Below are 24175 nucleotides of genomic sequence, written 5' to 3' on the forward strand. Positions count from 1 at the left end.
AAAATAAAACGAATGTCAAAAGAAAACAAACGAAACCGCATTCCAGGCATGGACGATCGACCGCCTGCCACCGCCGAACCGCATGGCCAGTGTGTTACGGGGTCTGTGTTTCAGCCATGTGTCGGGGAAACCTGCTCCAGCTCGTAGAGCACGCCGCCCATGTCCTTCGGATGCAGAAAGAGAACGGGATTGCCATGCGCGCCGATCTTCGGCTCGCCATCGCCCAGAATGCGGATGCCTTTTTGGACGAGATCGTCTCGGACCGCCAAAATATCCGGCACCTCAAAGCACAGATGGTGCGTGCCGCCGCCCGGATTTCTTTCGAGGAAGGCGGCAATCGGTGAATTTTCCCCGAGCGGATGAAGAAGTTCGATCTTGGTGTTTTCCGCCTGGATGAAAACCACCATCACGCCGTGTTCCGGCAGGGATTGCGGCTCCGAGACCCTTGCACCAAGCGCCCTGTAGCGGGCAATGGCGGCCTCAAGATCGGGCACGGCGATGGCGACGTGGTTCAATTTTCCGAACATGGTCGTCTTCCCCTCACGCGTTGCGCCTGACACCTTCGAGCAGGTCGAGAACCCTGTTGGCCGCCTCCATGACATTGGTGCCGGGTCCGAAAATCGCCGAAACGCCGTGATCGAGCAGGAACTGGTAATCCTGGCGCGGAATGACGCCACCGACGACGACGATGATATCGTCTGCACCCTTCTGTTTCAGCGCCTCGACCAGTTGTGGCGCAAGCGTCTTGTGACCGGCGGCAAGCGACGACATGCCGACCACATGCACCTTGTTGTTGACGGCAAGTTCGGCCGCTTCTCCCGGCGTCTGGAACAACGGCCCGGCCAGCACATCGAAACCGATATCGCCAAAGGCAGACGCGATGACTTTCGCTCCACGATCATGCCCGTCCTGCCCGAGCTTGGCCACCATGATACGCGGTTTGGTGCCGATCCTTTCGCTCACGCCGGAAAGCCGGGCGGCGAGCGTGGCAAGCTCCGGCTCGTCCCTGTAGGCCTCGCCGTAGATATCGCTTACCACTTCCGGCACGGCAGCATGATCGCCGAAGACCACACGCAGCGCATCGGAGATCTCGCCAACCGTGGCACGGGCGCGGGCAGCGACAACGGCAGCTTCGAGAATATTGCCCTTGCCGCTGCGGGCGACCTCAGACAATGCCGCCAGCGCCCTGGAAACGTCCCCGCCGTCACGGCGGCGTTTGGTGTCCTCAAGGCGGCGGATCTGCGCGGCGCGCACTGCGGCATTGTCGATATCGAGAACGTCGATATCTTCTTCGGTTTCCAGACGGTAACGGTTGACGCCGACGATCACTTCCTCGCCCTTGTCCACCGCGGCTTGACGGCGCGTCGCCGCCTCCTCGATCAGTCGTTTCGGCAGGCCTTCCGCCACCGCCTTGGTCATGCCGCCAAGCGCCTCCACCTCCTCGATCAGCGCCCACGCCTTCTGCGCCAGTTCATCCGTCAGGCTTTCGACGTAATAGGAACCGGCAAGTGGATCGACGACTTTCGTAACGCCTGTTTCATGCTGGAGGATAAGCTGGGTGTTGCGCGCGATGCGGGCAGAAAATTCCGTCGGCAGGGCAATAGCCTCATCAAAGGAATTGGTGTGCAGCGACTGCGTGCCGCCGAGCACGGCCGACATCGCCTCAAACGCGGTGCGGACAATGTTGTTATAGGGATCCTGTTCCTGAAGCGAGACACCGGATGTCTGGCAATGGGTGCGCAGCATCAGCGACGAAGCCTTTTGCGGCTGGAACTCTTCCATGATGCGTGACCAAAGGAAACGTGCGGCCCGCAGCTTTGCCGCCTCCATGAAGAAATTCATGCCGATGGCGAAGAAAAACGACAGGCGGCCGGCGAAATCATCGACATTCAGCCCCTTGGCTAGGGCGGCCCGCACATATTCGCGACCATCCGCCAGCGTGAAGGCGAGTTCCTGCACCAGCGTCGCACCCGCTTCCTGCATGTGATAGCCGGAAATGGAGATGGAATTGAACTTCGGCATCTCTTTCGCGGTATATTCGATGATGTCGGCGATGATCCGCATCGAAGGTTCCGGAGGGTAGATATAGGTGTTGCGGACCATGAACTCCTTGAGGATATCGTTCTGGATGGTGCCGGAAAGGGCGGCGCGCGAAACGCCCTGCTCTTCCCCCGCCACGATGAAATTGGCGAGAACCGGAATGACGGCCCCGTTCATGGTCATGGACACCGAGACCTTTTCGAGCGGTATGCCGTCGAACAGGATTTTCATGTCCTCGACACTGTCGATAGCCACGCCTGCCTTGCCGACATCGCCTTCCACCCGCGGGTGGTCGCTGTCATAACCGCGATGGGTGGCGAGATCGAAGGCCACGGAAACGCCCTGCTGGCCGGCGGCAAGCGCCTTGCGATAAAAGGCATTGGAGGCTTCCGCCGTGGAAAAACCGGCATATTGGCGGATGGTCCACGGCCGCCCGGCATACATGGTGGCGCGCGGGCCGCGCGTGAAAGGCGCAAAGCCCGGCAGGCCGTCGAGATGGGAAACTTTTTGCAGATCATCGGCCGTGTAAACCGGTTTGACCTCTATGCCTTCGGGCGTGTGCCAGACCAGTGAATCCGGTGAACGCTTCAGCTCCTTTTCGGCAAGCTGCAGCCAGTCCCGCACCGTTTTTTCACCCGACATGCATCTCTCCCCTTCTGCATTTCATTTTCCGCACTGTGGCGGGCAATCGTGACCGAAATCCAGCGATCCGCCTTGCCGGTCAAAACCAACCGACCCCGTAAACCGCTCCAGCCCTCATCCGTTCCTCAAAAGACAGGATCGAGCGTCACTCGAATTCGAGGATGACCTCATCCACGGCGAGGCTGTCGCCCGGTTTTGCCGATACTTTGGCGACGCGGCCGCGTTTTTCCGCACGCAGGATGTTTTCCATCTTCATGGCCTCCACCGTCGCAAGCGCCTGGCCGGCCTCCACCTCGTCGCCTTCGCCAACGGAGATACCGGTGATGACGCCGGGCATGGGGCAGAGCAGCAGTTTCGACGTATCCGGCGGCAACTTTTCCGGCATCAGTAATGCCAGTTCTGCCACACGCGGGCTTCGCACATGGGCAAGGATATCCATGCCGCGCCAGCGCAGGCGAACCGCCGCACCGGCAAGATCGACCTTGGCGGCGATCACCTTACCGGCCACCGTGAACAGACCAAGGCCGCGGCCCGGAAGCCAGCCGGTGTCGACGCTCAGCGCCGCACTGTCTTCAAAACGGATTGCCGTGCCATCCGTATCGGTTTCCACGCTGACGCTCCGATGGGATTTTCCGAACGAAACGACCCAGTCCTGTCCGACGATGCGGCGATGATTGCCGATAGTGCCAGAAATTTCGACCGCGCGGTTTTGAAGTCGCTGGTGGATGACGGTGGCGATGGCCGCAAGTTTGCGTGCGGAGGCCTCATCCGGCTCGACCCCGGAAAAGCCCTCCGGGAATTCCTCGGCAATGAAACCCGTCGTCAGGCGACCGGCCCGGAAGCGCTCATGCTGCATGACGGCCGACAGGAACGGCAGGTTGTGGCCGATGCCCTCAACTTCGAAGCGATCCAGCGCCTGCCCCATGGCATCGATGGCGGTTTTACGATCATGACCCCAGCTACACAGCTTGGCGATCATCGGATCATAATACATCGAGATTTCGCCGCCTTCGAAGACGCCGGTATCATTGCGGATGACGGTGCCGTTTTCTTCCTCGCCCTCCTGCGGCGGGCGATAGCGCGTCAGCCTGCCGATCGACGGCAGGAAGTTGCGATAGGGGTCTTCGGCATATAACCGGCTCTCGATCGCCCAGCCGTTCAGCTTCACATCTGCCTGCCCGAAGGAAAGCTTTTCGCCGGCGGCGACGCGGATCATCTGCTCGACCAGATCGATGCCGGTAATGAGTTCCGTCACCGGATGCTCCACCTGCAGGCGGGTGTTCATTTCCAGAAAATAGAAATTGCGCTCGCCATCGACGATGAATTCCACCGTTCCGGCCGAATGGTAGCCGACTGCCCTCGACAGAGCCACGGCCTGCTCGCCCATGGCCTTGCGCGTCGCCTCATCGAGAAAGGGCGACGGCGCTTCCTCGATGACTTTCTGGTTGCGGCGCTGGATCGAGCATTCACGCTCGCCGAGATAAAGGATGTTGCCGTGTTGATCGCCCAGCACCTGAATTTCAATATGGCGCGGCTGGGTGACGAATTTCTCGATGAAGATGCGGTCGTCACCGAAGGAGGATTTCGCCTCGTTTTTCGAGGACTGAAAACCCTCGCGCGCCTCGGCATCGTTGAAGGCAATGCGCATGCCTTTGCCGCCGCCGCCGGCCGAGGCCTTGATCATGACGGGATAACCGATCTGCGATGCGATCCTGACCGCCTCGTCGGCATCCCCGATCAGCCCCATATGGCCGGGCACGGTGGAAACACCGGCTTCCGCCGCGAGCTTCTTAGACGTGATCTTGTCGCCCATCGCCTGGATCGCTCCGACCGGCGGGCCGATGAAGATGACGCCCGCCTTCTCCAGCGCCTCGGCAAAGGCGGCATTCTCCGACAGGAAACCGTAACCCGGATGCACCGCATCCGCCCCGGTCTTCTCGATCGCCGCAAGGATTTTGTCGATGACGATATAGGACTGCGACGAGGGTGCGGGGCCGATATGAACGGCCTCGTCCGCCATCTTTACATGCAGCGCATTGGCATCCGCATCCGAATAGACCGCAACCGTTGCGATGCCCATCTTCTTCGCCGTTTTGATGACCCGGCAGGCGATCTCGCCGCGATTGGCAATGAGGATTTTCTTGATCACGCGGTTATTCTCCCCCTCTTCCCCTCACGACAAATGTCGGATCCCGTCCTCAAATCTCGAAAAAATTCTCAAACGATTCCGGAAAATTCTGTCGGGCGACACGTTCGTCAATGACAAGCATCGCCTGATATGAAACGGGATCGAAGTTCTTTTCCGCCGGCACGACCTCGCGGCCGAACAGCAGGTTGAGACGGGCGGCATCGAGATTGCCGCGCTCGAAAGGCTCGGCACCGAAATGGTGCCAGAGCGAGTGCAGGAAGGCTGCATCGATGCGATGCTCCTTGGAATCGTCCCGCGCCCTGCGGGGTATCACCTTGATCGGCGTTACCCCTTTGGGATTGGCGCGGCGGATGGTGAACTGGACGCCCGTGCTTGGCATGCCGGAGGGAAATCCCTTGTGTTTGGTCATTTCGGGCAGGTTCGCCATCTCTAGTCCTTCCAAAGCATTTCCAGTAAGAGCGGGTCCGCTTTTACGTCAGGACAATGCATCAATTCAAATAGTTAGAGCGTTTTCAGCGCTCTGGTCTTCTCGTTATGCCTTGCCGATTTTATCCTGCGTCTTCGTCTCGAAGTCGGAGGCATCGTGGCGTTCATGCAATTGTTCGGACGGATCGCCCGAGGTTTTGTTGACGATCACGCCGCGTTTCACCGCAGGGCGTTCGCCGATTTCAAGCGTCCAGCGCATGAGGTTCTTATAACCATCCGCTTCGAGGAAAGCACCCGCATCGCCATAGGCCTGACCAAGCGCAATCTTGCCGTACCAGGGCCAAACGGCCATATCGGCGATCGTATATTCCGAACCGGCCAGATAGCGGTTATCGGCGAGATGACGATCCAGAACGTCAAGCTGGCGCTTCACTTCCATGGCGTAACGGTCGATGGCGTATTTGATCTTCACCGGCGCATAGGCGTAGAAATGGCCGAAACCGCCGCCGAGGAAGGGGGCGGAACCCATCTGCCAGAACAGCCAGTTCAGCGCCTGCGTGCGGGCATTGCCCTCTTTCGGCAGGAAGGCGCCGAATTTTTCCGCGAGGTAGACGAGGATCGAGCCGCTTTCGAAAACGCGGGTCGGCTCAGGGGTCGAATGGTCCATCAGCGCCGGGATCTTGGAATTCGGATTGACGCCGACAAAACCCGAGCCGAACTGGTCGCCTTCGCCGATCCTGATCAGCCATGCATCATATTCGGCGCCCTTGTGGCCGGCAGCCAGCAATTCCTCGAGCATGATCGAGACCTTCTGGCCGTTCGGCGTCGCCAGCGAATAAAGCTGCAACGGATGTTTGCCGACAGGCAGTTCCTTTTCATGGGTGGGACCGGCGATCGGGCGGTTGATATTGGCGAACTGGCCGCCATTGCCCTTGTCCCAGGTCCAGACCTTGGGCACTTCATATCCGGCGGGGAAATTATCTGCGGAGGAATTCTCGGCCATAAAAATCTGTCCTTGTGTGTTTCGGGAGGGCATCCGAACATCCGGGCGCCTGAACAAACATATAGTAAGGTGGCCGAAGCAATTTTCCAGCCCCGGAGCAGGTCAGAGCGGAATAGTGTCGTGTTTCTTCCAGCGGGTTTCCACGCTCTTGCCGCGCAGCGAGGCAAAGGCCCGGGCGATGCGGCGGCGCGAGGAATGCGGCATGATGACCTCATCGATGAAACCACGCTCTGCCGCCACGAAGGGATTGGCGAAACGCTCCTCATATTCCCTGGTGCGCGCGGCGATCTTCTCCGGATCGGAAAGCTCGGAACGATAGAGAATTTCCGCCGCACCCTTCGCACCCATGACAGCGATTTCCGCCGTCGGCCAGGCATAGTTCACATCCGCACCTATATGTTTCGAGGCCATCACGTCGTAGGCGCCGCCATAGGCCTTGCGGGTGATCAGCGTCACCATCGGCACCGTCGCCTCCGAATAGGCGAAGAGAAGTTTCGCGCCGTGCTTGATGACGCCGCCATATTCCTGCGCCGTTCCGGGCAGAAAACCCGGCACATCCACCAGCGTCAGCAGCGGAATGTTGAAGGCGTCGCAGAAACGCACGAAACGCGCCGCCTTGCGGGAGCTATCGATATCGAGGCATCCCGCCAGCACCATCGGCTGGTTGGCGACGACACCCACGGTCTGACCTTCAAGGCGGATGAAGCCGGTGATGATGTTGCGGGCAAACGCCTCCTGCAATTCGAAGAAATCACCCTCGTCGGCAAGCGCGTGGATCAATTCCTTCATGTCGTAGGGTTTGTTGGAGCTGTCGGGGATCAGCGTATCGAGACGCGCTTCCAATCGTGCGGGGTCGTCATGAAACGGTCGGACGGGCGGTTTTTCGCGGTTATTCAGCGGCAGGAAGTCAAACAGCAGCCGCACATGCTCCAGCGTCTCGATGTCGTTTTCATAAGCGCCATCGGCAACAGAGGATTTTTTGGTGTGGGTGGAAGCGCCACCCAACTCCTCAGCCGTGACGATCTCGTTGGTCACGGTTTTCACCACATCCGGCCCGGTCACGAACATGTAGGAGGTATCGCGCACCATGAAGATGAAATCGGTCATGGCAGGTGAATAGACCGCACCACCAGCGCAAGGCCCCATGATGACGGAGATTTGCGGCACGACACCGGAGGCGATGACATTCCTCTTGAACACATCGGCATAACCGCCGAGCGAGGCGACACCCTCTTGAATACGGGCACCACCGGAATCGTTGAGCCCGATCACCGGCGCACCATTGCGCACCGCCATATCCATGATCTTGCAGATTTTCTGCGCATGGGTTTCCGAAAGTGAACCGCCGAGCACGGTGAAATCCTGAGAAAACACATAGACCTGCCGGCCGTTGATGGTGCCCCAGCCGGTAACGACGCCATCCCCCGCCACCTTCTGTTCCGCCATGCCGAAATCCACCGCCCGGTGGGTAACGTACATGTCGTATTCCTCGAAGGACCCTTCATCCAGAAGCACATCGATGCGCTCGCGCGCCGTCAGCTTGCCCTTGGCATGCTGCGCCTCGATGCGCTTGACGCCGCCGCCAAGCCGCGCTTCATCGCGGCGCGTCTGCAATTGCTCCAGAATGCTGGGCATGTTTCCTCCATGCGTTTCCTCAAAATCAATAGCTTAGAAAACATTCGCCTAGAAGCCTTGATCGTGCGCGTATGCGTGCCATAAATATTTGCAATATTTAATTTTGCAAAGTTGCAACATGGCGACGGAAAAGCTCTTCATCGGCCGCAAGGTCCGCGGCCTTCGCGAAAACGCCCGCGCCACGCAGGCGCAATTCGCCGAACGGCTGGGCATTTCCGCGAGCTACCTGAACCAGATCGAGAATAATCAGCGCCCGGTTTCGGCCAGCGTTCTGGTGACGCTGGTGGAAAAATTCCAGCTCGACATGGCGGAACTGGCAACGGGCGAAAGCGACCGGCTGGTTTCCGCCGTGCGCGAGGCCCTGAAAGACCCACTGTTCATGAATTACGAGCCGGGGCTGCAGGAGCTGAAGCTGATTGCCCAGAACGCACCGGGTTTTGCCCATGCGCTTTTGCGCGCTCATCAGGCTTACAGGCAAAACAGCGAGCAGCTGGTGCAGCTGGACGACAGGCTCGGCCGTGGAACCGCGCAGGTGGAGAGAACGCCCTATGAGGAGGTGCGCGACTTCTTCCACTTCGTCGACAATTACGTCGCCGAAATCGATCTTCTGGCGGAGGAGCTGGCGGACGAGCTGGAGATAGAGGGCGGTGAGACCTATGGCATTCTGGCGGCCCACCTGCGCAGCCGTTACGGTGTCCACATCACCAGAATAGAGGCGGCTGGCGGGTTGATCCGGCATTTCGATCCGGCTGGGAAAACACTCGCGCTCAGTTCCTATCTGGCAGCACCAACCCGCTGTTTTCAGCTGGCGCTTCAGATTGCCCAGCTTCATGCGGGAGCGACGGTGGACAGAGTGCTGGCCGCCGCCGGTTTCCGCAGCGCGGAAGCCGCGGAAATCTGTCGCATCGGCCTTTACAATTATTTCGCCGCCGCCCTCATCCTGCCCTATGGCCAATTTCACCGGGCCGCGCAGGAGCTGCGCCACGATCTGGAACTTCTGGCCGTGCGCTTCGGCGCGAGCCTCGAACAGGTGGCCCACAGGCTCAGCACGCTGCAACGCCCCGGCCAAAAGGGTGTCCCGATCTTTTTCGCCAAGATCGATCGTGCCGGCAACATCACCAAACGCCACAGCGCCACAAGGCTGCAATTTGCCCGTTTCGGCGCGGCCTGTCCGCTCTGGAACATCCACCAGGCCTTCGAAAGCTCCGACAGGATCGTGCGCCAGCTTGCGGAAACGCCTGACGGCGTGCGTTATCTTTCCATCGCCACCCAGATCGAAAAAGCGGGCGCCGGTTTCAACACGGACAGGCCACGTTATGCCATCGCACTCGGCTGCGAAATTTCCCATGCGCAGAATTTCGTTTATGCCGATACGCTCGATCTCACCAATACCTCCTCCTTCAAGCCCATCGGCGTTTCCTGCAGGGTGTGCGAAAGGGTGGAATGCGTGCAGCGCGCCGTACCGCCGCTGAAACGCAGGCTGCATGTCGATCATCTCTCCCGCGGGGCCCTGCCCTACAGGATTGCGGACTTCTAGCGCCGCGCGGTCATATCAGGGCAGCGGCACCATCGCGCGCCGCATGACGGCGGCGTAATAGGCCCAGAACAGCCGGGCGGCGACGGAGCGCCAGGGCGTCCAGAGTTCCGCCCGCGCCGCCAGCCATTTCGCATCCGGCCGTGCCTCGAGCGAAAGCGCGTGGCCGACGGCCGCCCGCAGCGCCACATCGCCGACCGGGAAAATATCCGGGTGGCCGCCGCAGAACATCAGATAGACTTCCGCCGTCCACGGACCGATGCCGCGAAGCGCCACCAGCTCCGAAAGAGCGACGTCCGCTTCCTTGCGGCTGACGGCATCAAGATCGATGCGCCCATCCGCAACCGCGCGCGCCAAGCCTTCAAGCGTCGTCGCCTTGGCCCGGGAAAGGCCGAAAGTGGCGCGCAATTCTTCCGGCACGGCCAGATAGTTTTCCGCCGTCACCGCCCCGCCCGTGCCCGCAAGAATACGCGCCCATATGGCATTGGCGCTGGCGCGCGAGACCATCTGCGAAACGACGATATGGGCAAGACCCGCAAAACCGGGCTCATGAATGCGCAATTCCAGCGGACCGGCTTTTTCGGCAATCACACCAAGCGCCGGATCGAGGCGGGCAAGCTGCTCCAGACCTTCGCTGATATCGTCGAGGCCCCTAATGATTTTCATATCTGCACAGCCCATATTCACGTTGGCCCGGCACCGGGTGGCGAGGCGCTTCAAAACATGGCAGAAGAAACCATGCATTCGCCTCTGCGTCAAAAACCGGTTTACCGTTTTGCACCAAGTCCCAATGGATTACTCCATCTGGGCCACGCGCTTTCCGCTTTTTTGAACAACGATATGGCGCGGGAAAATGGCGGACGCTTTCTGCTGCGCATTGAGGATATTGACCAGACGCGCTGCACGCCGGAGCTTGAGCAGGCAATCTATGACGATCTCGGCTGGCTTGAACTGGACTTTGAAAAACCGGTGCGGCGCCAGTCCGACCATTTCGACGAATACCGCGCGGCGCTTGAAAAGTTTATCGAAGCGGGCCTTGCCTACCCCGCCTTCTTGAGCCGTAGCGAGACGAAAGCCATCGTCAGGACCTTCGAGGCGGAGGGCGGGCTCTGGCCGCGCGATCCGGACGGCGCACCGCTTTACCCGGACATCGACCGGCAAAGACCGCAGGCGGAACGCGCAGCGCTGCTTGCCTCCGGCCGGCAGCATGCCTGGCGGCTCGACATGGAAAAGGCGATCCGCGCCGTTGGCGCCCCCCTGTTCTGGCAGGAGAGCGGCGATGGCGAGACGGGACAAATCGAGGCTCTTCCGGCGCTCTGGGGCGATGTGGTGCTGTCGCGCTCCGACGCGCCCTCGAGTTATCATCTTTCCGTTGTGCTGGACGATGCGTTGCAGGGCATCACCCATGTGGTGCGCGGCATGGATCTGTTCCACGCGACCGCGATCCACCGGCTGTTGCAGCAATTGCTGGACCTGCCGCAGCCCGCCTATCACCATCACCGGCTGATTTTGGGCGCGGATGGGCGCAAGCTCTCGAAAAGCGAAGGCAGCACCGGCCTTTCGGCCCTTCGCGCCGAAGGTGCGTCGCCCTCAGATATCCGCCGGCTTGTCGGGCTCGTCTAGCACCTGCTCGCGGCGCGCGCTGCTGCTGCTGATATTGCGGCGGATGATCTGCCGGACCTTGTATTTCATGAGCGCGGCATTCACCTCCGCTCCCAGCATGAAGATGACGCCCACCATGTAAAGAAACACCAGCACCACCATGACCGAGGCGAGACCGGCATAGGTGGCGGCATAGTTGGCGAAAGTGGAGAGATAATAGGCAAAAATCGCCGCGCCGATGACCCAGAATATCATCGTCAGCAGAATGCCGGGCCAGACATCCCAGATGCGGCGCTTGCCGGCCGGAAGCCACAGATGCGCCGCAACCAGCCCCGCCGTCAGCACCACGATGGTGCCGTAAAGACCGAGGCTGGAGACCGTGTTCAGCACATCCGTCAGCCAGGGAAAACGCTGCTCGGCAAAAGACATGGCAACCGGCACGGCAACGAGCACGATGCTGATGCCGGTAAAAACCACCACCGCAATCAGCACGTAAAGCAGGCTGAGCAGGCGGGTGATATACCACCACCGCGTTTCGGTGACACGATAGGCGCGGTTCAGTGAAATTCTCAGCGCCTCGACACCGTTGGACGCAAAATAGGCGGCTGCCAGCACCGAAATCGTCAGCAGCCCGCCGCGCGGAATGGTCAGAACCTGCTGCACCTGCGCCGCGAGCGGACCGGCAATGGCTTCCGGCCAGGTATCGAAAATAAGATGCACTGCCGTTTCGGAAAACTGGTCCGCGCCCAGAAAACCGGCAAGCGCCGTGCCGAAGATCAGGAAGGGGAACAGCGCCAGCAGAATGGAAAGCGCCATATGGCTCGCCATCGCCCAGCCGTCATCCTCGGCGAAATGGGAATAGGCATCGAAGGCAACCTTGCCTGCCAGGCGCACTGCGGCAACCATGTCACCTCCATTCATCGGCATTTCATTTGTAACTTCGTCGCGAATATGGGAAATCAGCTCCGCTTTGTACAGCGCACAGACCTGCCTTTCGGTTCCCGATGGAACAGGATTTTGCGCAATTCAATTTTCACGGGCCGAACCATCGGGCCAGAGCAACATTCGGCTTCCCGGAGCGGCATAGATGTCTGAAAAACCCGTCATCATCATCACCGGTTGCTCCTCGGGCATCGGCGCCCATTGCGCCGGCGCGCTCCATCGCGACGGCTGGCGGGTCTTTGCCACCGTGCGGCGTATCACCGACATGGCAGCACTGGAAAATCAGGGCATCGAAACCCTGATCATGGACTACACCAAACCGGAAACCATCGCCGCGCTTGTGGAAACGGTGGCGGCCAGAACCGGCGGCCGCATCGACGCGCTCTTCAACAACGGCGCCTATGGCCAGCCGGGCGCGGTGGAAGATCTGCCCGTCGAGGCGCTGCGCCAGCAATTCGAAACCAACGTCTTCGGCTGGCACGACCTGACGCGGCGGGTCATTCCGTTCATGCGCAAGCGCGGTTCAGGGCGCATCGTGCATTGCTCCTCCATTCTCGGCCTCGTTCCCTATCGCTATCGCGGCGCCTATACCGCATCGAAATTTGCCATCGAGGGACTGGGCGTTACCCTGCGCATGGAGCTTCAGGGCAGCGGCATTCATGTCAGCCTGATAGAACCTGGTCCGATCGCCTCGAAATTCACCGCGACGGCGCTTGCCCACATCAAGGGCAATATCGATCTGGAGAACTCGGCCCATGCGGCGGAATACAAGCGGCAGCTGGCGCGGATGGACGGTTCCGGCCCGGTCAGCCGCCACAAGCTCGGCCCCGATGCCGTTTATGCCGTGCTGAAACATGCCTTGACCGCCGCAAGGCCCAAGCCGCATTATCCCGTCACCGTTCCAGCCAAACAGGGGCTCTTGCTGAAACGGCTCTTGCCTGCCGGACTGTTCTATCGTCTGTTGCGCAGGTTCGATTGAGGAGGAATCACCCCGCATGTCCGGCTTCACCACCGTTCTCGCCCTTATTGTCATGGGCCTTGTCGTCATCGTGCTGATACGCGGCCTGTTCAACATGCTGAAGGGGCAGGACGCCAACCGTTCCAACAAGCTGATGCAGCTTCGCCTTCTCCTACAGGCCATCGCCATCGTGCTCATCATGCTCACCCTGTGGCTCACCGGCGGCGGCCGCTGATATGGTGAAACTGAACAAGATCTACACCCGCACCGGCGACAAGGGCATGACGGCGCTGGTTTCCGGCCCGCGCCGCCTGAAACACGATCTTCGCGTCGAGGCCTATGGCACCGTGGACGAGACGAATTCGGCGATCGGCGTGGCGCGGCTTCATACCGGCGGAATGGAAAAGCTGGATACAATGCTGTTCCGTATCCAGAACGACCTCTTCGATCTGGGCGCCGATCTCGCCACCCCGGAAACCGACGAGCCGCCAGCTTACGAGCCGCTGCGCATCGTCGAGAGCCAGGTCACGCGGCTGGAAAACGAGATCGACGACCTTAACGCCACACTTGAACCGCTGACCTCCTTCGTGCTGCCGGGCGGCAATGCGGCGGCGGCCAATCTGCACCTGGCGCGCACCATCTGCCGCCGGGCGGAACGGCTGATGGTGGAGCTTTCGGTCACCGAGGCCGAAATCGTCAGCCCGGCGGCCATCAAATATGCCAACCGCCTGTCCGACTTCCTGTTCGTTGCCGCCCGTTTCGCCAACGACGCGGGCAAGGCTGACATATTGTGGGTTCCCGGCAGGAACCGCTGAAGCGCCTCGATTGCGCAACCGAAGGGCATTCGATGTTCATACCGCTGCACGATGCGAATTCCCTCAAACACATCCGGCTGCAATATGTCACGATCGGCCTGATCGTGGTCAATGTGCTCGTCTGGCTGTTTACCGGCGTGCTTGCCAGTGACGTCCAGGCCAATGCCGCAGCGCTCGGCCTCGGCTTCATCCCGGCGGTGGTGTTCGATTACGCCTATCTGGAACCTGCCCTGCAGGTGGTGCCGGATGATCTGACCGTCATAACCTATGCGTTCCTGCATCTGGATTTCTGGCATCTGGCCGGAAACATGCTGTTCCTGTGGGTCTTCGGCGATAATGTCGAGGATGCGCTCGGCCACTTCCGTTTCCTGATCTTTTACATCGCCTGCGCCATCGCGGGTGCACTGTTACACGGCTTTGTCGCCCCCACCTCCGAAGGCCCGCTGATTGGCGCGTCCGGCGCGGTTTCCGGAGTCGTCGCGGCTTATTTTCTGCTGCATCCCAGGGTGCGTGTCTGGGTGCTGGTCTTCATGCGCATTCCGCTTCCCCTGCCCGCCTTCATTCCGCTGGCGCTGTGGATCGGCCAGCAGTTCCTGATGCTCGCACTCGGGCTGGAAGAAAACGTATCCTGGGGCGCGCATGTCGGCGGCATATTGGCAGGCGCGATCATGGTGATCTTCATGCGCAGGCCGGACGTTCCCCTGTTCGACCGCACCATTGTTCCGCCAAGGGCGGCGCAGTTCAAGAATCCGTCGCAAACGGCAGGGTTGTCGCAAACCGAACGGGGCTATGACGGGAGCGGATGAGCCCTTGACGGAGAGATAACGTATTTACGTTAACGTCAACGTAAGGTATGCCTTGCGTGCATGTGATAATGAACATTGCTCCGTTGTAATTGCGGGAAAAATGCTTATCCATGTCGCCAACCTGTTTTTGGAGGTCCGCGCGGTTCATCGCCTCGCGGACAGGAGTTTGAGGAAAGCCGCCGATGAAGATCCTTGTCCCCGTCAAACGAGTTGTTGATTACAACGTCAAGATCCGCGTGAAGGCGGATGGTTCAGGCGTTGAGCTCGCCAATGTGAAGATGTCGATGAACCCGTTCGACGAAATCTCGGTGGAAGAGGCGCTTCGCCTGAAGGAAGCCGGCAAGGCCGAAGAGGTTGTGGTGGTCTCCATTGGCCCGGCCAAGGCGGAAGAGACGCTGCGCACCGCGCTTGCCATGGGTGCCGACCGCGCCATCCTGATCGAGACCGACGAAGCGGTCGAGCCGCTGGCTGTCGCCAAGCTTTTGAAGGGCGTTGCGGAGGCCGAACAGCCCGGCCTCGTCATCGTCGGCAAGCAGGCAATCGACGACGATTCGAACCAGACCGGCCAGATGCTGGCGGCGCTGCTGGGCTGGGGCCAGGGCACCTTCGCCTCCAAGGTCGAGCCGTCCGACGGCAAGGTTGCGGTCACCCGCGAAGTCGATGGCGGTTTGCAGACCGTTGAACTGAAGCTTCCCGCCGTCGTCACCACCGACCTTCGTCTGAACGAGCCGCGTTATGCCTCGCTGCCCAACATCATGAAGGCGAAGAAGAAGCCGCTCGACAAAAAGGCTCCGGCCGATTTCGGCGTCGATGTTTCGCCGCGCCTGAAGGTGTTGAAGACCGAGGAGCCGGCAGGCCGCAAGGCGGGCATCAAGGTCGGCTCGGTGGCCGAGCTGGTCGAAAAGCTCAAAGCCGACGGCGTCCTCTAAGGTTTCGGAAAAGGGAGATATTCTCATGGCCATTCTTCTTCTGGCAGAACACGACAACGCAACCCTTTCCGACCTGACGGCAAAGACGCTGACGGCGGCAACGCAGATCGGGGGCGACGTGCATGTTCTTGTTGCCGGCTCGGGTGCAAAGGGCGCTGCCGATGCAGCCGCAAAACTCTCCGGCGTATCGAAAGTGCTGCTGGCCGATGACGCGTCCTATGCCAATGCGCTCGCCGAGCCGCTGGCGGCGCTGATCGTTTCGCTCGCACCCTCCTACGACGTCATCATCGCACCGGCGACCGCGTCGGCCAAGAACGTTGCCCCGCGTGTGGCGGCCCTTCTCGATGTGGCGCAGGTCTCGGAAATCATCGAGGTCGTCAGCCCTGATACCTTCAAGCGCCCGATCTATGCCGGCAACGCCATCCAGACGGTGCAGGCAACCGATGCGAAGAAGGTGATCACCGTGCGTCCGACCGCCTTTGCCGCCGCAGCCGAAGGCGGCTCGGCTCCGGTCGAAACCATCGGCGCTGCCGAGAACCCCGGCCTGTCCAGCTTCGTTTCCGACGCGCTCGCCTCGTCCGACCGTCCGGAACTGACATCGGCCAAGATCATCATCTCGGGCGGTCGCGCGCTTGGCTCTTCCGAGAAGTTCAAGGAAGTCATCCTTCCGGTCGCCGACAAGCTCGGCGCAGCCGTCGGCGCATCGCGCGCGGCGGTCGATGCGGGTTATGCGCCGAACGACTGGCAGGTTGGCCAGACCGGCAAGGTGGTCGCGCCGCAGCTTTACATCGCCGCCGGCATCTCCGGCGCCATCCAGCATCTGGCCGGCATGAAGGACTCGAAGGTCATCGTCGCCATCAACAAGGACGAGGAAGCGCCGATCTTCCAGGTCGCCGATTACGGCCTCGTCGCAGATCTGTTCGTGGCCTTGCCGGAACTCGAAAAGGCGCTGTGATTTTCAACAGCTATCGGGGGCGGTGCGTTTTTTAAACGCACCGCCTTCTCTTTTGCGGCGATATGCGTAACATCGCCGACCAGCACGCAGATGAAATCCCCAAGAGGAGACCAGCATATGACCGCCCCCTTTAAGAATATCGGTGTCATCGGAGCCGGTCAGATGGGTTGCGGCATCGCGCATGTTTCCGCCATTGCCGGTTACAAGGTCCATATCTACGATCTCTCCAAGGATGGCATCGAAGCCGGCCTTGCCACGATCAATGGCAATCTTGCCCGCCAGGTCACCAACGGCAAGCTCTCCGACGAGGCCCGCAAACAGGCGCTGGCGCTCATCAGCGGCTCGACCGACATCAATGATCTGGCACCCATGGATATCGTGATCGAGGCCGCGACCGAAAACGAAGAGATCAAGCGCAAGATTTACGCGCAGATCTGCCCGGTGCTGAAGCCCGAGGCGCTTTTGGCGACCAACACCTCGTCGCTCTCCATCACCCGCCTTGCATCCGCGACCGACCGTCCTGAGCAATTCATGGGCATCCACTTCATGAACCCGGTGCCGGTGATGAAACTGGTGGAACTGGTGCGCGGCATCGCCACCAATGAAAAGACCTTCGATGCGGCCAAGGATTATGTGCGGACGCTGGAAAAGGCGATCACCGTTGCCGAAGATTTCCCGGCCTTCATCGTCAACCGCATCCTGCTGCCGATGATCAACGAGGCGATCTACACGCTTTACGAAGGTGTCGGTTCGGTTGAAGCCATCGACACCGCCATGAGGCTCGGCGCCAACCACCCGATGGGTCCGTTGCAGCTTGCCGATTTCATCGGTCTCGACACCTGTTTGTCGATCATGCAGGTGCTGCATGACGGTCTGGCCGACAGCAAATACCGCCCCTGCCCGCTGCTGGTGAAATATGTCGAGGCCGGCTGGCTCGGCCGCAAATCCGGCCGCGGTTTTTACGACTATCGCGGCGAGACGCCGGTTCCGACCCGCTAAATTCCAGGAAATATATCTCAAGGCTCGAATGCGGGAAGGAACCCCCTCCCGCATGTATCAGGAAAATTATTTAGCCTTCACTGCCGATATCAACGCCTTGGCATCCTCGCTGTCCCAGGCTGCCGGGCCGTTCATGGCGGCGAGCAGACAACCTTTTTCGTCCAGAAGCAGCGTGGCGGGAAGGCCGAAAGCCAACCCTTCCTTCTTCAGCACGTTGAAGACGCCCATGGAACTGTCGCGATAGAGCTTCAGCGCGTCTATCTTGTATTCGTCCATGAAGGCTTTCGGTTTTTCATCCGCACCGGTATCGATATTGACGGCGACGACCTCGAAACCGTCGCCACCCTTTTCTTTCTCAAGCGCGTTCAGCGCGGGCATTTCCTCCCGGCACGGCACGCACCAGGTGGCCCAGAGATTGAGGAGAACCGCCTTGCCCTTGAGATCGGCAAGTGTCATGTCCCTGGCTTCCGGACCCTTGAAGGAAAGCGGAATGACGCGCGGCTTGTCCGTGGCCGACATGGCCGCTACCTGGCCTTTCAGAAAGGGTTCCAGCGAGGCGATGCGGTTTGCCGCACCTTCACATAAACCGGCCTCGGCAACCGCTGCCCCTTGAACCGGGCTCTCAGACCCAATATGCCTGAACCAGACCGCGCCCGCGCCGCACACGACACCGGCTACGGCAGCAATTGCAACCAATCTGGCGGAAGGAAGCCTGAACGGCCTTTTTTCTGTCATCGAATACTCCAGGGCACTGCGAACATGGCTGACGGCACAGATCAGAAATCCTCCAACCAGATGTGGGGCGGACGTTTCGCTTCCGGGCCATCAGCCATCATGGAAGAGATAAATGCCTCCATCGGCTTCGACAAGAAGCTTTACGCCCAGGACATCCGCGGCTCTATGGCGCATGCCACCATGCTGGCGGAAAAAGGCATTATTTCGCAGGAAGATAAAGAGAAGATCGTTCACGGCCTGAACACGATCCTGTCAGAGATCGAAGCCGGCACCTTCGAATTCTCGCGCAAGCTCGAAGATATTCACATGAACATCGAGGCGCGGCTTGCCACCCTCATCGGCACGGCCGCCGGCCGGCTGCACACCGCCCGCTCGCGCAACGACCAGGTGGCGCTCGATTTCCGTCTCTGGGTCAAGGAAGAATTGCAGAAGACGGAGGGCATGCTGACCGCGCTCATCGCCGCCTTCCTCGACCGCGCCGAAGAAAATGCCGATACCGTCATGCCCGGCTTCACCCATCTGCAGACGGCCCAGCCTGTCACTTTCGGCCATCATTGCATGGCCTATGTGGAAATGTTCGGCCGTGACCGCGCCCGCGTGCGCCACGCCATCGAACACCTGGACGAAAGCCCGATTGGCGCCGCCGCCCTTGCCGGCACCGGCTATCCCATCGACCGTCACATGACGGCAAAGGCGCTCGGTTTCCGCGAGCCGACCCGCAACTCCATCGACACCGTGTCCGACCGCGATTTCGCGCTGGAGTTCCTGTCGATCGCCTCAATCTGCGCCACGCATCTGTCGCGTCTCGCCGAAGAGATCGTCATCTGGTCGACGCCGCAATTCGGCTTCATCCGCCTGTCGGATGCCTTTTCCACCGGCTCATCGATCATGCCGCAGAAGAAGAACCCGGATGCCGCCGAACTGGTGCGCGCAAAGACCGGCCGTATCAACGGCTCGCTGGTTGCACTCCTGACTGTCATGAAGGGTCTGCCGCTCGCCTATTCCAAGGACATGCAGGAAGACAAGGAGCAGGTTTTCGATGCTGCCGAAAGCCTGGAACTGGCGATTGCCGCCATGACCGGCATGATCCGCGACCTTGAAGTGCGCAAGGACCGCATGCGTGCGGCGGCGGGATCTGGTTATTCCACCGCAACCGATCTTGCCGACTGGCTGGTGCGCGAGGCGGGCCTTCCCTTCCGCGATGCCCACCATGTGACCGGCAATGCCGTGGCGCTGGCGGAAAAGAAGGGCTGCGATCTGGCCGATCTTTCGCTGGAAGACCTGCAGGCGATCCACCCGGCCATCACGAGCGGCGTTTTCGACGTTCTTTCGGTCGAGGCATCGGTTGCCAGCCGTACCAGTTTCGGCGGCACGGCTCCTTCCGAAGTGAAGAAGCAGATCGCCTGGTGGCGTGGACGCAACTGATAAAATCGCGTTACGCTGCGATCACAAGAAACAGGGTGCACAAGCGCCCTGTTTTTCGTTATCAGAGAGGCACATATTTCCTTTGGACAGGCTCATGCTTTCAAAAACCGCGCGCAAACTCATCGTTCCCATTGGCATGACGCTTGCCGTCAGCCTTGCTCTCAGCGCCTGCGGGCGAAAGGGCGACATCGACCCGCCGAGCACGCCGGTCGAAATGCGCAACAAGCGCAATGCCGACGGAACGGAGACGAAGCCGGCAACGGCGGAGCGGCCGTTCATCCTCGACAAGCTTCTCTGACGGGAAAAAGCCTGTGAACCATTTTGGCTATATCGACGGCGTGCTTCACGCCGAAAACGTGCCCGTGCCTGAGATCGCCAAGGCGGTCGGCACGCCGTTCTATGTCTATTCGACCGCGACGCTGGAGCGCCACTACAAGGTTTTCTCAGGCGCTTTCGCGGATGTGGACGCCATGGTCTGTTACGCCATGAAGGCCAATTCCAACCAGGCGGTGCTGAAGACGCTGGCAAAGCTCGGCGCGGGCATCGACGTCGTCTCCGGCGGCGAATTGCGCCGAGCACTTGGCGCCGGCGTGCCGGCAAGCCGCATCATGTTTTCCGGCGTCGGCAAGACCGTGGCGGAAATGGATTACGCGCTGGATGCCGGCATCTACTGTTTCAACATCGAATCCGAGCCGGAACTGGAAGTCCTCAACCTGCGCGCGGTCAAGGCGGGCAAGCGGGCGCATGTCTCCTTCCGTATCAATCCGGATGTGGATGCGCGCACCCACGCCAAGATTTCCACCGGCAAGAAGGAAAACAAGTTCGGCATTTCCTATGAGCGCGCCCGCGCGGTCTATGCCCACGCCGCCACCCTGCCCGGCATCGAAGTCACCGGCATCGACATGCATATCGGTAGCCAGATCACCGAATTGCAGCCTTTCGAGGATGCCTTCCGGCTGCTGCGTGAACTGGTCGAAGCGCTGCGCACCGACGGACATACGATCAGCCACGTCGATATCGGCGGTGGCCTCGGTATCCCTTACCGCGAGGACAACAATCCGCCACCGCTGCCGGATGCCTATGCTCATATCGTCAAGAATGAGCTGAGAAGCCTCAACTGCAAGATCATCACCGAGCCCGGACGCCTGATCGTCGGCAATGCCGGCATTCTGGTGACGGAAGTGATTTATGTGAAGGATGGCGGCGAGAAGACATTCGTGATCGTCGACGGTGCGATGAACGACCTCATCCGCCCGACGCTTTACGAGGCCTATCACGGCATCCGTCCCGTGGTGCAGCCGACTGAGGACGCACCGCGCATCAAGGCGGATATCGTCGGCCCCGTCTGCGAAACCGGCGACTATCTGGCGCTGGACCGCGAAATGGCCGCCCCTGAGCCGGGCGATCTGATCGCTGTCAGTTCCGCCGGCGCTTATGGCGCGGTGCAGGCAGGCACCTATAATTCGCGCCTGCTGGTGCCGGAAGTGCTGGTGAAGGGGGACAAGTTCCACGTCATCCGCCCGCGCGGCACCTATGAAGAGTTGATCGCTCTCGATTCCGTGCCGGCCTGGCTCGATTGATCCGCCATTCATCTGGCTTGGTCGATCACAATTGAGCGAAGCTGCCTAAAAAATGGGGGTGAGCACCCGGCTGCCCTCGTCTTCGCCACAAAGAATGTTATCCTGCCGTCTCGAGACATAGAGTATTTCGCCGTTCCGGGAATGGCGTTTGACGTGGCCAGAACCGGGAGAACGGATTGATGACCACAGCCGGAGAGGACAGGACAGGCAGAAAGCGCCCGAATGGCGCATTCGCGCAACGGCCAGACCTTGCCCGCCAGGTTGCGGCCAAACGCTTCTTCGCAAAAATCGTGCTGTTTTCTGAAAAAATGGCACCGAAGACGCTGTGGCCACTTTCCATAGCCGCCCTGTTTCTGGCCCTCGCCTGGTTTGGTCTTTTCCGGCAGATGCCGGATTTCCTGCGGCTTGGCGTTGTTTTCCTGCTGGTTTTCAGTTTCATCACCACCCTGCTGCCGATCCTGCGGCTGAAATGGCCGACGGACAATGACGCCTCGCGCCTTCTGGAAGAGCGCAACGGCCTGGCGCACCAGCCGGTCGGCGTGCAGGAGGACGAACCGGCTTTCGACACCCCCTTTTCCCGCACGCTCTGGAAAGAACACCAGATCCGCATGGCGGAACGCATCGCCGCCCTCAATGCCGGACTGCCGAAACCCGATATCGCCCGTTATGACCGTCTTGCGTTGCGCGCCGTTCCCGCCCTTCTTCTGGTAACCGCCTTTGGTTTTTCCTATTCCAACGGCGCGGGCACGGTGGCCGATGCCTTCCGCAGCCAGCCGGCCGTTGGTCCGCTCAATCCCGATATCCGTCTCGATGCCTGGGTGACACCACCCGCCTATACCGGCCGCGCACCGATTTTCCTGACGGGCCGCGACGCGACCAATCGCGACGCGGTTTCGGTGCCGCAATCCTCCGAGCTGACGATCCGCATGACCGGCGGTGATGGCGGCGAAGAAGTGACATTCGAACCCGAGACGGCAGGCGCCCTGCAGAAGCTTGCGCCTGAGGCCAAGCGTGCGGACAGTGCGAGCGGCGACGTGGCTGTTCAGCCAGAAACCCGCACGCCGGACCAGCCTGTCGCGCCGCGCACCTTTGCCATGGATGTCACCGAAAGCGGCATGATCACCGCGAACGGTGAACAATGGATGTTCAATGTCATCCCCGACCAGCCGCCCACCATTGCCTTCGACAACATGCCGCGCCGCGCCGTCAATGGCGCGCTTGAAGTGGGCTTCACCGCCAAGGACGATTACGGCCTGAAGGAAGCGCATGCCATCATCGAGCCGCTTGGCATTGCGGAAGGTGCGACAGCACTTTACCCGCCGCCGGAGTTCAAGCTCGACCTGCCGCGGCAGAACAACCGCGAAATCAAGGGGCTGACAAGCCGCAACCTGACCGAACATCCGATGGCAGGCAAACGCGTTCGTATCACGCTGGTGGCGACCGACGGTGCCGGCCAGACCGGCCGCAGCCCGGCGCATGAGATGGTGCTGCCCGGACGCAACTTCTCCGAACCGCTGGCGGCCTCCATTGCCGAACAGCGGCAGATCTTTTCGCTCGACACGCGCCAGATGCCGAAGGCGATTGCCTATAACGAGGCGGTGGGCCTGCGTCCGGAAGAAACCATTCCCAACACCACGCACTATCTCCTGCTGCAATCGGCGCAGACCCGCATGCGTCTCGCCTATAATGAGGAGATGCTGAAGAATACCGCCGATTACCTCTGGGAGATCGCGCTCGGCATCGAGGATGGCGATCTGTCTCAGGCGGAGAAACGCCTGCGTGATGCGCAGAACGCACTCTCCGAAGCGCTTCAGCGCAATGCCTCCGATGAGGAGGTTGCCAAGCTGATGCAGGAACTGCGCGAGGCGATGCAGCAATTCATGAGCGAGCTTGCGCAGCGCATGCAAAACGCGCCGCAAGCCAACATGAACCAGCAGGCGCAAAACGTTCTGCGCCAGCGCGATCTGGAAAATATGATGAACCAGATCGAAAACCTCGCCCGCTCCGGCAACCGTGACGCGGCACAGGAAATGCTCTCGCAGTTGCAACGCATGATGAACAATCTGCAGGCGGGCCGGCCGCAGCGTCAGGGCCAGCAGGGGCAACAGCAGAGCAGCAAGATGCGCCAGCAGATCGACAAGCTCGGCGAAATTCTGCAACAGCAGCAAAAGCTGATGGACGAGACCTTCAAGCTCGATCAGGCGCTGCGTGACCGCATGCAGCGCGGCGATCCGCAGCAGGATGGCGAGGGCGAAGGTGACCCGCAGATGGGTGAAAACGGTCAGCAGCCGCAACAGGGCCAGCAGGGTGAGAATGGCCAGCAGGGCGGACAGCCGAGCGACCAGATGACCGCCGAGCAATTGCGCGAGGCGCTGAAAAACCTGCGGGCGCAGCAGGATGCGCTCGGCAAGCAGCTCGGCGAATTGCAGCAGGGCCTTCGCGATCTCGGCATGGAGCCGGGGGAAAACTTCGGCAAGGCGCAGCAGGAAATGGAAGGCGCCGGCGAAGCACTCGGCAAAAGCCAGGGCGAACAGGCGGTGGAAGGCCAGGGCAATGCACTGAACGCGTTGCGACAGGGCGCACAGGACATGATGGGCCAGATCATGCAGGCCATGCGCCAGCAGGGCCAACAGCCCGGACAGGGACAGGAAGGCATGGCGGGCCAGGGTGGCCAGAACGGCCGCGACCCGCTCGGCCGTCCACGCAGCACGACGGGCCCGGATTTCGGCGATCAGGTGAAGGTGCCTGATGAGATCGACGTGCAGCGCGCCCGCGAAATCCTCGAGGCGATCCGCGAAAAGCTCGGCAACAATCCGCCCGGTGAAATCGAGCGGCGGTATCTGGAGCGGTTGCTGGATATACAGTGAGGGTTACGCACAGGCAATGCTGCGGCTCGTTACGTCCTCACCGCCTGAACTTTTCCGTCATGCCGGACTTGATCCGGCATCCAGTTGACGCGCGTCTGCGCGGCGGAAAGAGTTCTTTCAGCCCAAGGACTTG

At 60.6% G+C, this 24175-nt stretch carries 22 protein-coding genes; 13 read left to right on the forward strand and 9 right to left on the reverse strand.

Annotated features, from left to right (window positions below):
- Positions 1-110: 110 nt before the first annotated feature.
- From mce to OK142_RS08785, 6 genes are all read right to left on the reverse strand, one after another.
- Positions 111-527 (reverse strand): methylmalonyl-CoA epimerase, encoded by a 417-nt coding sequence (mce, locus tag OK142_RS08760; RefSeq protein ID WP_498682239.1) that lies wholly within the window; start codon positions 525-527, stop codon positions 111-113.
- A 13-nt stretch (positions 528-540) separates the two neighbouring features.
- Positions 541-2682: a methylmalonyl-CoA mutase gene (scpA, locus tag OK142_RS08765; RefSeq protein WP_498682240.1), complete on the reverse strand. Its 2142-nt coding sequence runs from the start codon at positions 2680-2682 to the stop codon at positions 541-543.
- Positions 2683-2827: 145 nt separating this feature from the next.
- On the reverse strand, positions 2828-4831 hold the full coding sequence (locus OK142_RS08770; RefSeq protein WP_498682241.1) for an acetyl-CoA carboxylase biotin carboxylase subunit: 2004 nt from the start codon (positions 4829-4831) through the stop codon (positions 2828-2830).
- A 49-nt stretch (positions 4832-4880) separates the two neighbouring features.
- Positions 4881-5258: a hypothetical protein gene (locus OK142_RS08775; protein ID WP_003497414.1), complete on the reverse strand. Its 378-nt coding sequence runs from the start codon at positions 5256-5258 to the stop codon at positions 4881-4883.
- Between the two features lie 105 nt (positions 5259-5363).
- Positions 5364-6260 (reverse strand): glutathione-dependent disulfide-bond oxidoreductase, encoded by an 897-nt coding sequence (gene yghU / locus OK142_RS08780; protein ID WP_082185485.1) that lies wholly within the window; start codon positions 6258-6260, stop codon positions 5364-5366.
- A 102-nt stretch (positions 6261-6362) separates the two neighbouring features.
- Complete coding sequence (locus OK142_RS08785; protein ID WP_444759463.1) at positions 6363-7895, reverse strand: acyl-CoA carboxylase subunit beta; 1533 nt, start codon at positions 7893-7895, stop codon at positions 6363-6365.
- A gap of 118 nt (positions 7896-8013) precedes the next feature.
- Between OK142_RS08785 and OK142_RS08790 the strand changes: the two genes are divergently transcribed.
- Positions 8014-9432 (forward strand): helix-turn-helix domain-containing protein, encoded by a 1419-nt coding sequence (locus OK142_RS08790; RefSeq protein WP_082185483.1) that lies wholly within the window; start codon positions 8014-8016, stop codon positions 9430-9432.
- A gap of 15 nt (positions 9433-9447) precedes the next feature.
- Here the strand turns inward: OK142_RS08790 and OK142_RS08795 are convergent, their stop codons facing one another.
- Positions 9448-10095 carry a DNA-3-methyladenine glycosylase family protein gene (locus tag OK142_RS08795; protein ID WP_003497418.1) on the reverse strand — a complete coding sequence of 216 codons (648 nt, stop codon included), beginning with the start codon at positions 10093-10095 and terminating at the stop codon, positions 9448-9450.
- Between the two features lie 57 nt (positions 10096-10152).
- Between OK142_RS08795 and gluQRS the strand changes: the two genes are divergently transcribed.
- Positions 10153-11052, forward strand: coding sequence for a tRNA glutamyl-Q(34) synthetase GluQRS (gene gluQRS, locus OK142_RS08800; RefSeq protein ID WP_498682243.1), 900 nt, complete (start codon positions 10153-10155; stop codon positions 11050-11052).
- Here the strand turns inward: gluQRS and OK142_RS08805 are convergent.
- Positions 11020-11937 carry a YihY/virulence factor BrkB family protein gene (locus OK142_RS08805; protein WP_313610913.1) on the reverse strand — a complete coding sequence of 306 codons (918 nt, stop codon included), beginning with the start codon at positions 11935-11937 and terminating at the stop codon, positions 11020-11022. The two genes, gluQRS and OK142_RS08805, sit on opposite strands and share 33 nt — an antisense overlap.
- Before the next feature lie 181 nt (positions 11938-12118).
- On the opposite strand from OK142_RS08805, the gene OK142_RS08810 reads away from it, so the two are divergent.
- From OK142_RS08810 to OK142_RS08840, 7 genes are all read left to right on the forward strand, one after another.
- On the forward strand, positions 12119-12952 hold the full coding sequence (locus OK142_RS08810) for an SDR family oxidoreductase (protein WP_003497423.1): 834 nt from the start codon (positions 12119-12121) through the stop codon (positions 12950-12952).
- A gap of 16 nt (positions 12953-12968) precedes the next feature.
- Entirely contained in the window at positions 12969-13166 is a 198-nt protein-coding gene (locus OK142_RS08815) for a twin transmembrane helix small protein (protein ID WP_003497428.1), read from the forward strand.
- A 1-nt stretch (position 13167) separates the two neighbouring features.
- On the forward strand, positions 13168-13746 hold the full coding sequence (locus tag OK142_RS08820; protein ID WP_498682245.1) for a cob(I)yrinic acid a,c-diamide adenosyltransferase: 579 nt from the start codon (positions 13168-13170) through the stop codon (positions 13744-13746).
- A gap of 32 nt (positions 13747-13778) precedes the next feature.
- The gene (locus OK142_RS08825; RefSeq protein WP_313610916.1) at positions 13779-14552 is read left to right on the forward strand and encodes a rhomboid family intramembrane serine protease; all 774 of its coding nucleotides are present in this window, start codon (positions 13779-13781) and stop codon (positions 14550-14552) included.
- A 182-nt stretch (positions 14553-14734) separates the two neighbouring features.
- Complete coding sequence (locus tag OK142_RS08830) at positions 14735-15481, forward strand: electron transfer flavoprotein subunit beta/FixA family protein (protein ID WP_003497432.1); 747 nt, start codon at positions 14735-14737, stop codon at positions 15479-15481.
- Positions 15482-15506: 25 nt separating this feature from the next.
- A complete protein-coding gene (locus tag OK142_RS08835; protein WP_498682249.1) occupies positions 15507-16436 on the forward strand; it encodes an electron transfer flavoprotein subunit alpha/FixB family protein in 930 nt (309 codons plus the stop codon).
- A gap of 117 nt (positions 16437-16553) precedes the next feature.
- On the forward strand, positions 16554-17435 hold the full coding sequence (locus OK142_RS08840; RefSeq protein WP_003497434.1) for a 3-hydroxybutyryl-CoA dehydrogenase: 882 nt from the start codon (positions 16554-16556) through the stop codon (positions 17433-17435).
- Positions 17436-17501: 66 nt separating this feature from the next.
- Here the strand turns inward: OK142_RS08840 and tlpA are convergent, their stop codons facing one another.
- The gene (tlpA, locus tag OK142_RS08845) at positions 17502-18170 is read right to left on the reverse strand and encodes a thiol:disulfide interchange protein TlpA (protein WP_313611229.1); all 669 of its coding nucleotides are present in this window, start codon (positions 18168-18170) and stop codon (positions 17502-17504) included.
- Positions 18171-18194: 24 nt separating this feature from the next.
- On the opposite strand from tlpA, the gene argH reads away from it, so the two are divergent.
- From argH to OK142_RS08865, 4 genes are all read left to right on the forward strand, one after another.
- A complete protein-coding gene (gene argH, locus OK142_RS08850) occupies positions 18195-19595 on the forward strand; it encodes an argininosuccinate lyase (RefSeq protein ID WP_082185468.1) in 1401 nt (466 codons plus the stop codon).
- Between the two features lie 94 nt (positions 19596-19689).
- Entirely contained in the window at positions 19690-19893 is a 204-nt protein-coding gene (gene lptM / locus OK142_RS08855) for an LPS translocon maturation chaperone LptM (RefSeq protein WP_020809890.1), read from the forward strand.
- 13 nt (positions 19894-19906) lie between these two features.
- The gene (gene lysA, locus OK142_RS08860; RefSeq protein ID WP_498682253.1) at positions 19907-21175 is read left to right on the forward strand and encodes a diaminopimelate decarboxylase; all 1269 of its coding nucleotides are present in this window, start codon (positions 19907-19909) and stop codon (positions 21173-21175) included.
- Between the two features lie 179 nt (positions 21176-21354).
- Entirely contained in the window at positions 21355-24042 is a 2688-nt protein-coding gene (locus OK142_RS08865) for a TIGR02302 family protein (RefSeq protein ID WP_498682255.1), read from the forward strand.
- Positions 24043-24175 lie beyond the last annotated feature (133 nt).

This window comes from Agrobacterium sp. BT-220-3, from assembly GCF_025910175.1.
GTDB classification, from domain to species: domain Bacteria; phylum Pseudomonadota; class Alphaproteobacteria; order Rhizobiales; family Rhizobiaceae; genus Agrobacterium; species Agrobacterium oryzihabitans.

What these genes read in the sequence shown, in the direction of transcription:
- mce (WP_498682239.1), bottom strand. Translation starts at nt 527, where the DNA reads ATGTTCGGAAAATTGAACCACGTCGCCATCGCCGTGCCCGATCTTGAG.
- scpA (WP_498682240.1), bottom strand. Translation starts at nt 2,682, where the DNA reads ATGTCGGGTGAAAAAACGGTGCGGGACTGGCTGCAGCTTGCCGAAAAG.
- OK142_RS08775 (WP_003497414.1), bottom strand. Translation starts at nt 5,258, where the DNA reads ATGGCGAACCTGCCCGAAATGACCAAACACAAGGGATTTCCCTCCGGC.
- yghU (WP_082185485.1), bottom strand. Translation starts at nt 6,260, where the DNA reads ATGGCCGAGAATTCCTCCGCAGATAATTTCCCCGCCGGATATGAAGTG.
- OK142_RS08785 (WP_444759463.1), bottom strand. Translation starts at nt 7,895, where the DNA reads ATGCCCAGCATTCTGGAGCAATTGCAGACGCGCCGCGATGAAGCGCGG.
- OK142_RS08790 (WP_082185483.1), top strand. Translation starts at nt 8,014, where the DNA reads ATGGCGACGGAAAAGCTCTTCATCGGCCGCAAGGTCCGCGGCCTTCGC.
- OK142_RS08795 (WP_003497418.1), bottom strand. Translation starts at nt 10,095, where the DNA reads ATGAAAATCATTAGGGGCCTCGACGATATCAGCGAAGGTCTGGAGCAG.
- gluQRS (WP_498682243.1), top strand. Translation starts at nt 10,153, where the DNA reads ATGGCAGAAGAAACCATGCATTCGCCTCTGCGTCAAAAACCGGTTTAC.
- OK142_RS08805 (WP_313610913.1), bottom strand. Translation starts at nt 11,937, where the DNA reads ATGGTTGCCGCAGTGCGCCTGGCAGGCAAGGTTGCCTTCGATGCCTAT.
- OK142_RS08810 (WP_003497423.1), top strand. Translation starts at nt 12,119, where the DNA reads ATGTCTGAAAAACCCGTCATCATCATCACCGGTTGCTCCTCGGGCATC.
- OK142_RS08815 (WP_003497428.1), top strand. Translation starts at nt 12,969, where the DNA reads ATGTCCGGCTTCACCACCGTTCTCGCCCTTATTGTCATGGGCCTTGTC.
- OK142_RS08820 (WP_498682245.1), top strand. Translation starts at nt 13,168, where the DNA reads ATGGTGAAACTGAACAAGATCTACACCCGCACCGGCGACAAGGGCATG.
- OK142_RS08825 (WP_313610916.1), top strand. Translation starts at nt 13,779, where the DNA reads ATGTTCATACCGCTGCACGATGCGAATTCCCTCAAACACATCCGGCTG.
- OK142_RS08830 (WP_003497432.1), top strand. Translation starts at nt 14,735, where the DNA reads ATGAAGATCCTTGTCCCCGTCAAACGAGTTGTTGATTACAACGTCAAG.
- OK142_RS08835 (WP_498682249.1), top strand. Translation starts at nt 15,507, where the DNA reads ATGGCCATTCTTCTTCTGGCAGAACACGACAACGCAACCCTTTCCGAC.
- OK142_RS08840 (WP_003497434.1), top strand. Translation starts at nt 16,554, where the DNA reads ATGACCGCCCCCTTTAAGAATATCGGTGTCATCGGAGCCGGTCAGATG.
- tlpA (WP_313611229.1), bottom strand. Translation starts at nt 18,170, where the DNA reads ATGACAGAAAAAAGGCCGTTCAGGCTTCCTTCCGCCAGATTGGTTGCA.
- argH (WP_082185468.1), top strand. Translation starts at nt 18,195, where the DNA reads ATGGCTGACGGCACAGATCAGAAATCCTCCAACCAGATGTGGGGCGGA.
- lptM (WP_020809890.1), top strand. Translation starts at nt 19,690, where the DNA reads ATGCTTTCAAAAACCGCGCGCAAACTCATCGTTCCCATTGGCATGACG.
- OK142_RS08865 (WP_498682255.1), top strand. Translation starts at nt 21,355, where the DNA reads ATGACCACAGCCGGAGAGGACAGGACAGGCAGAAAGCGCCCGAATGGC.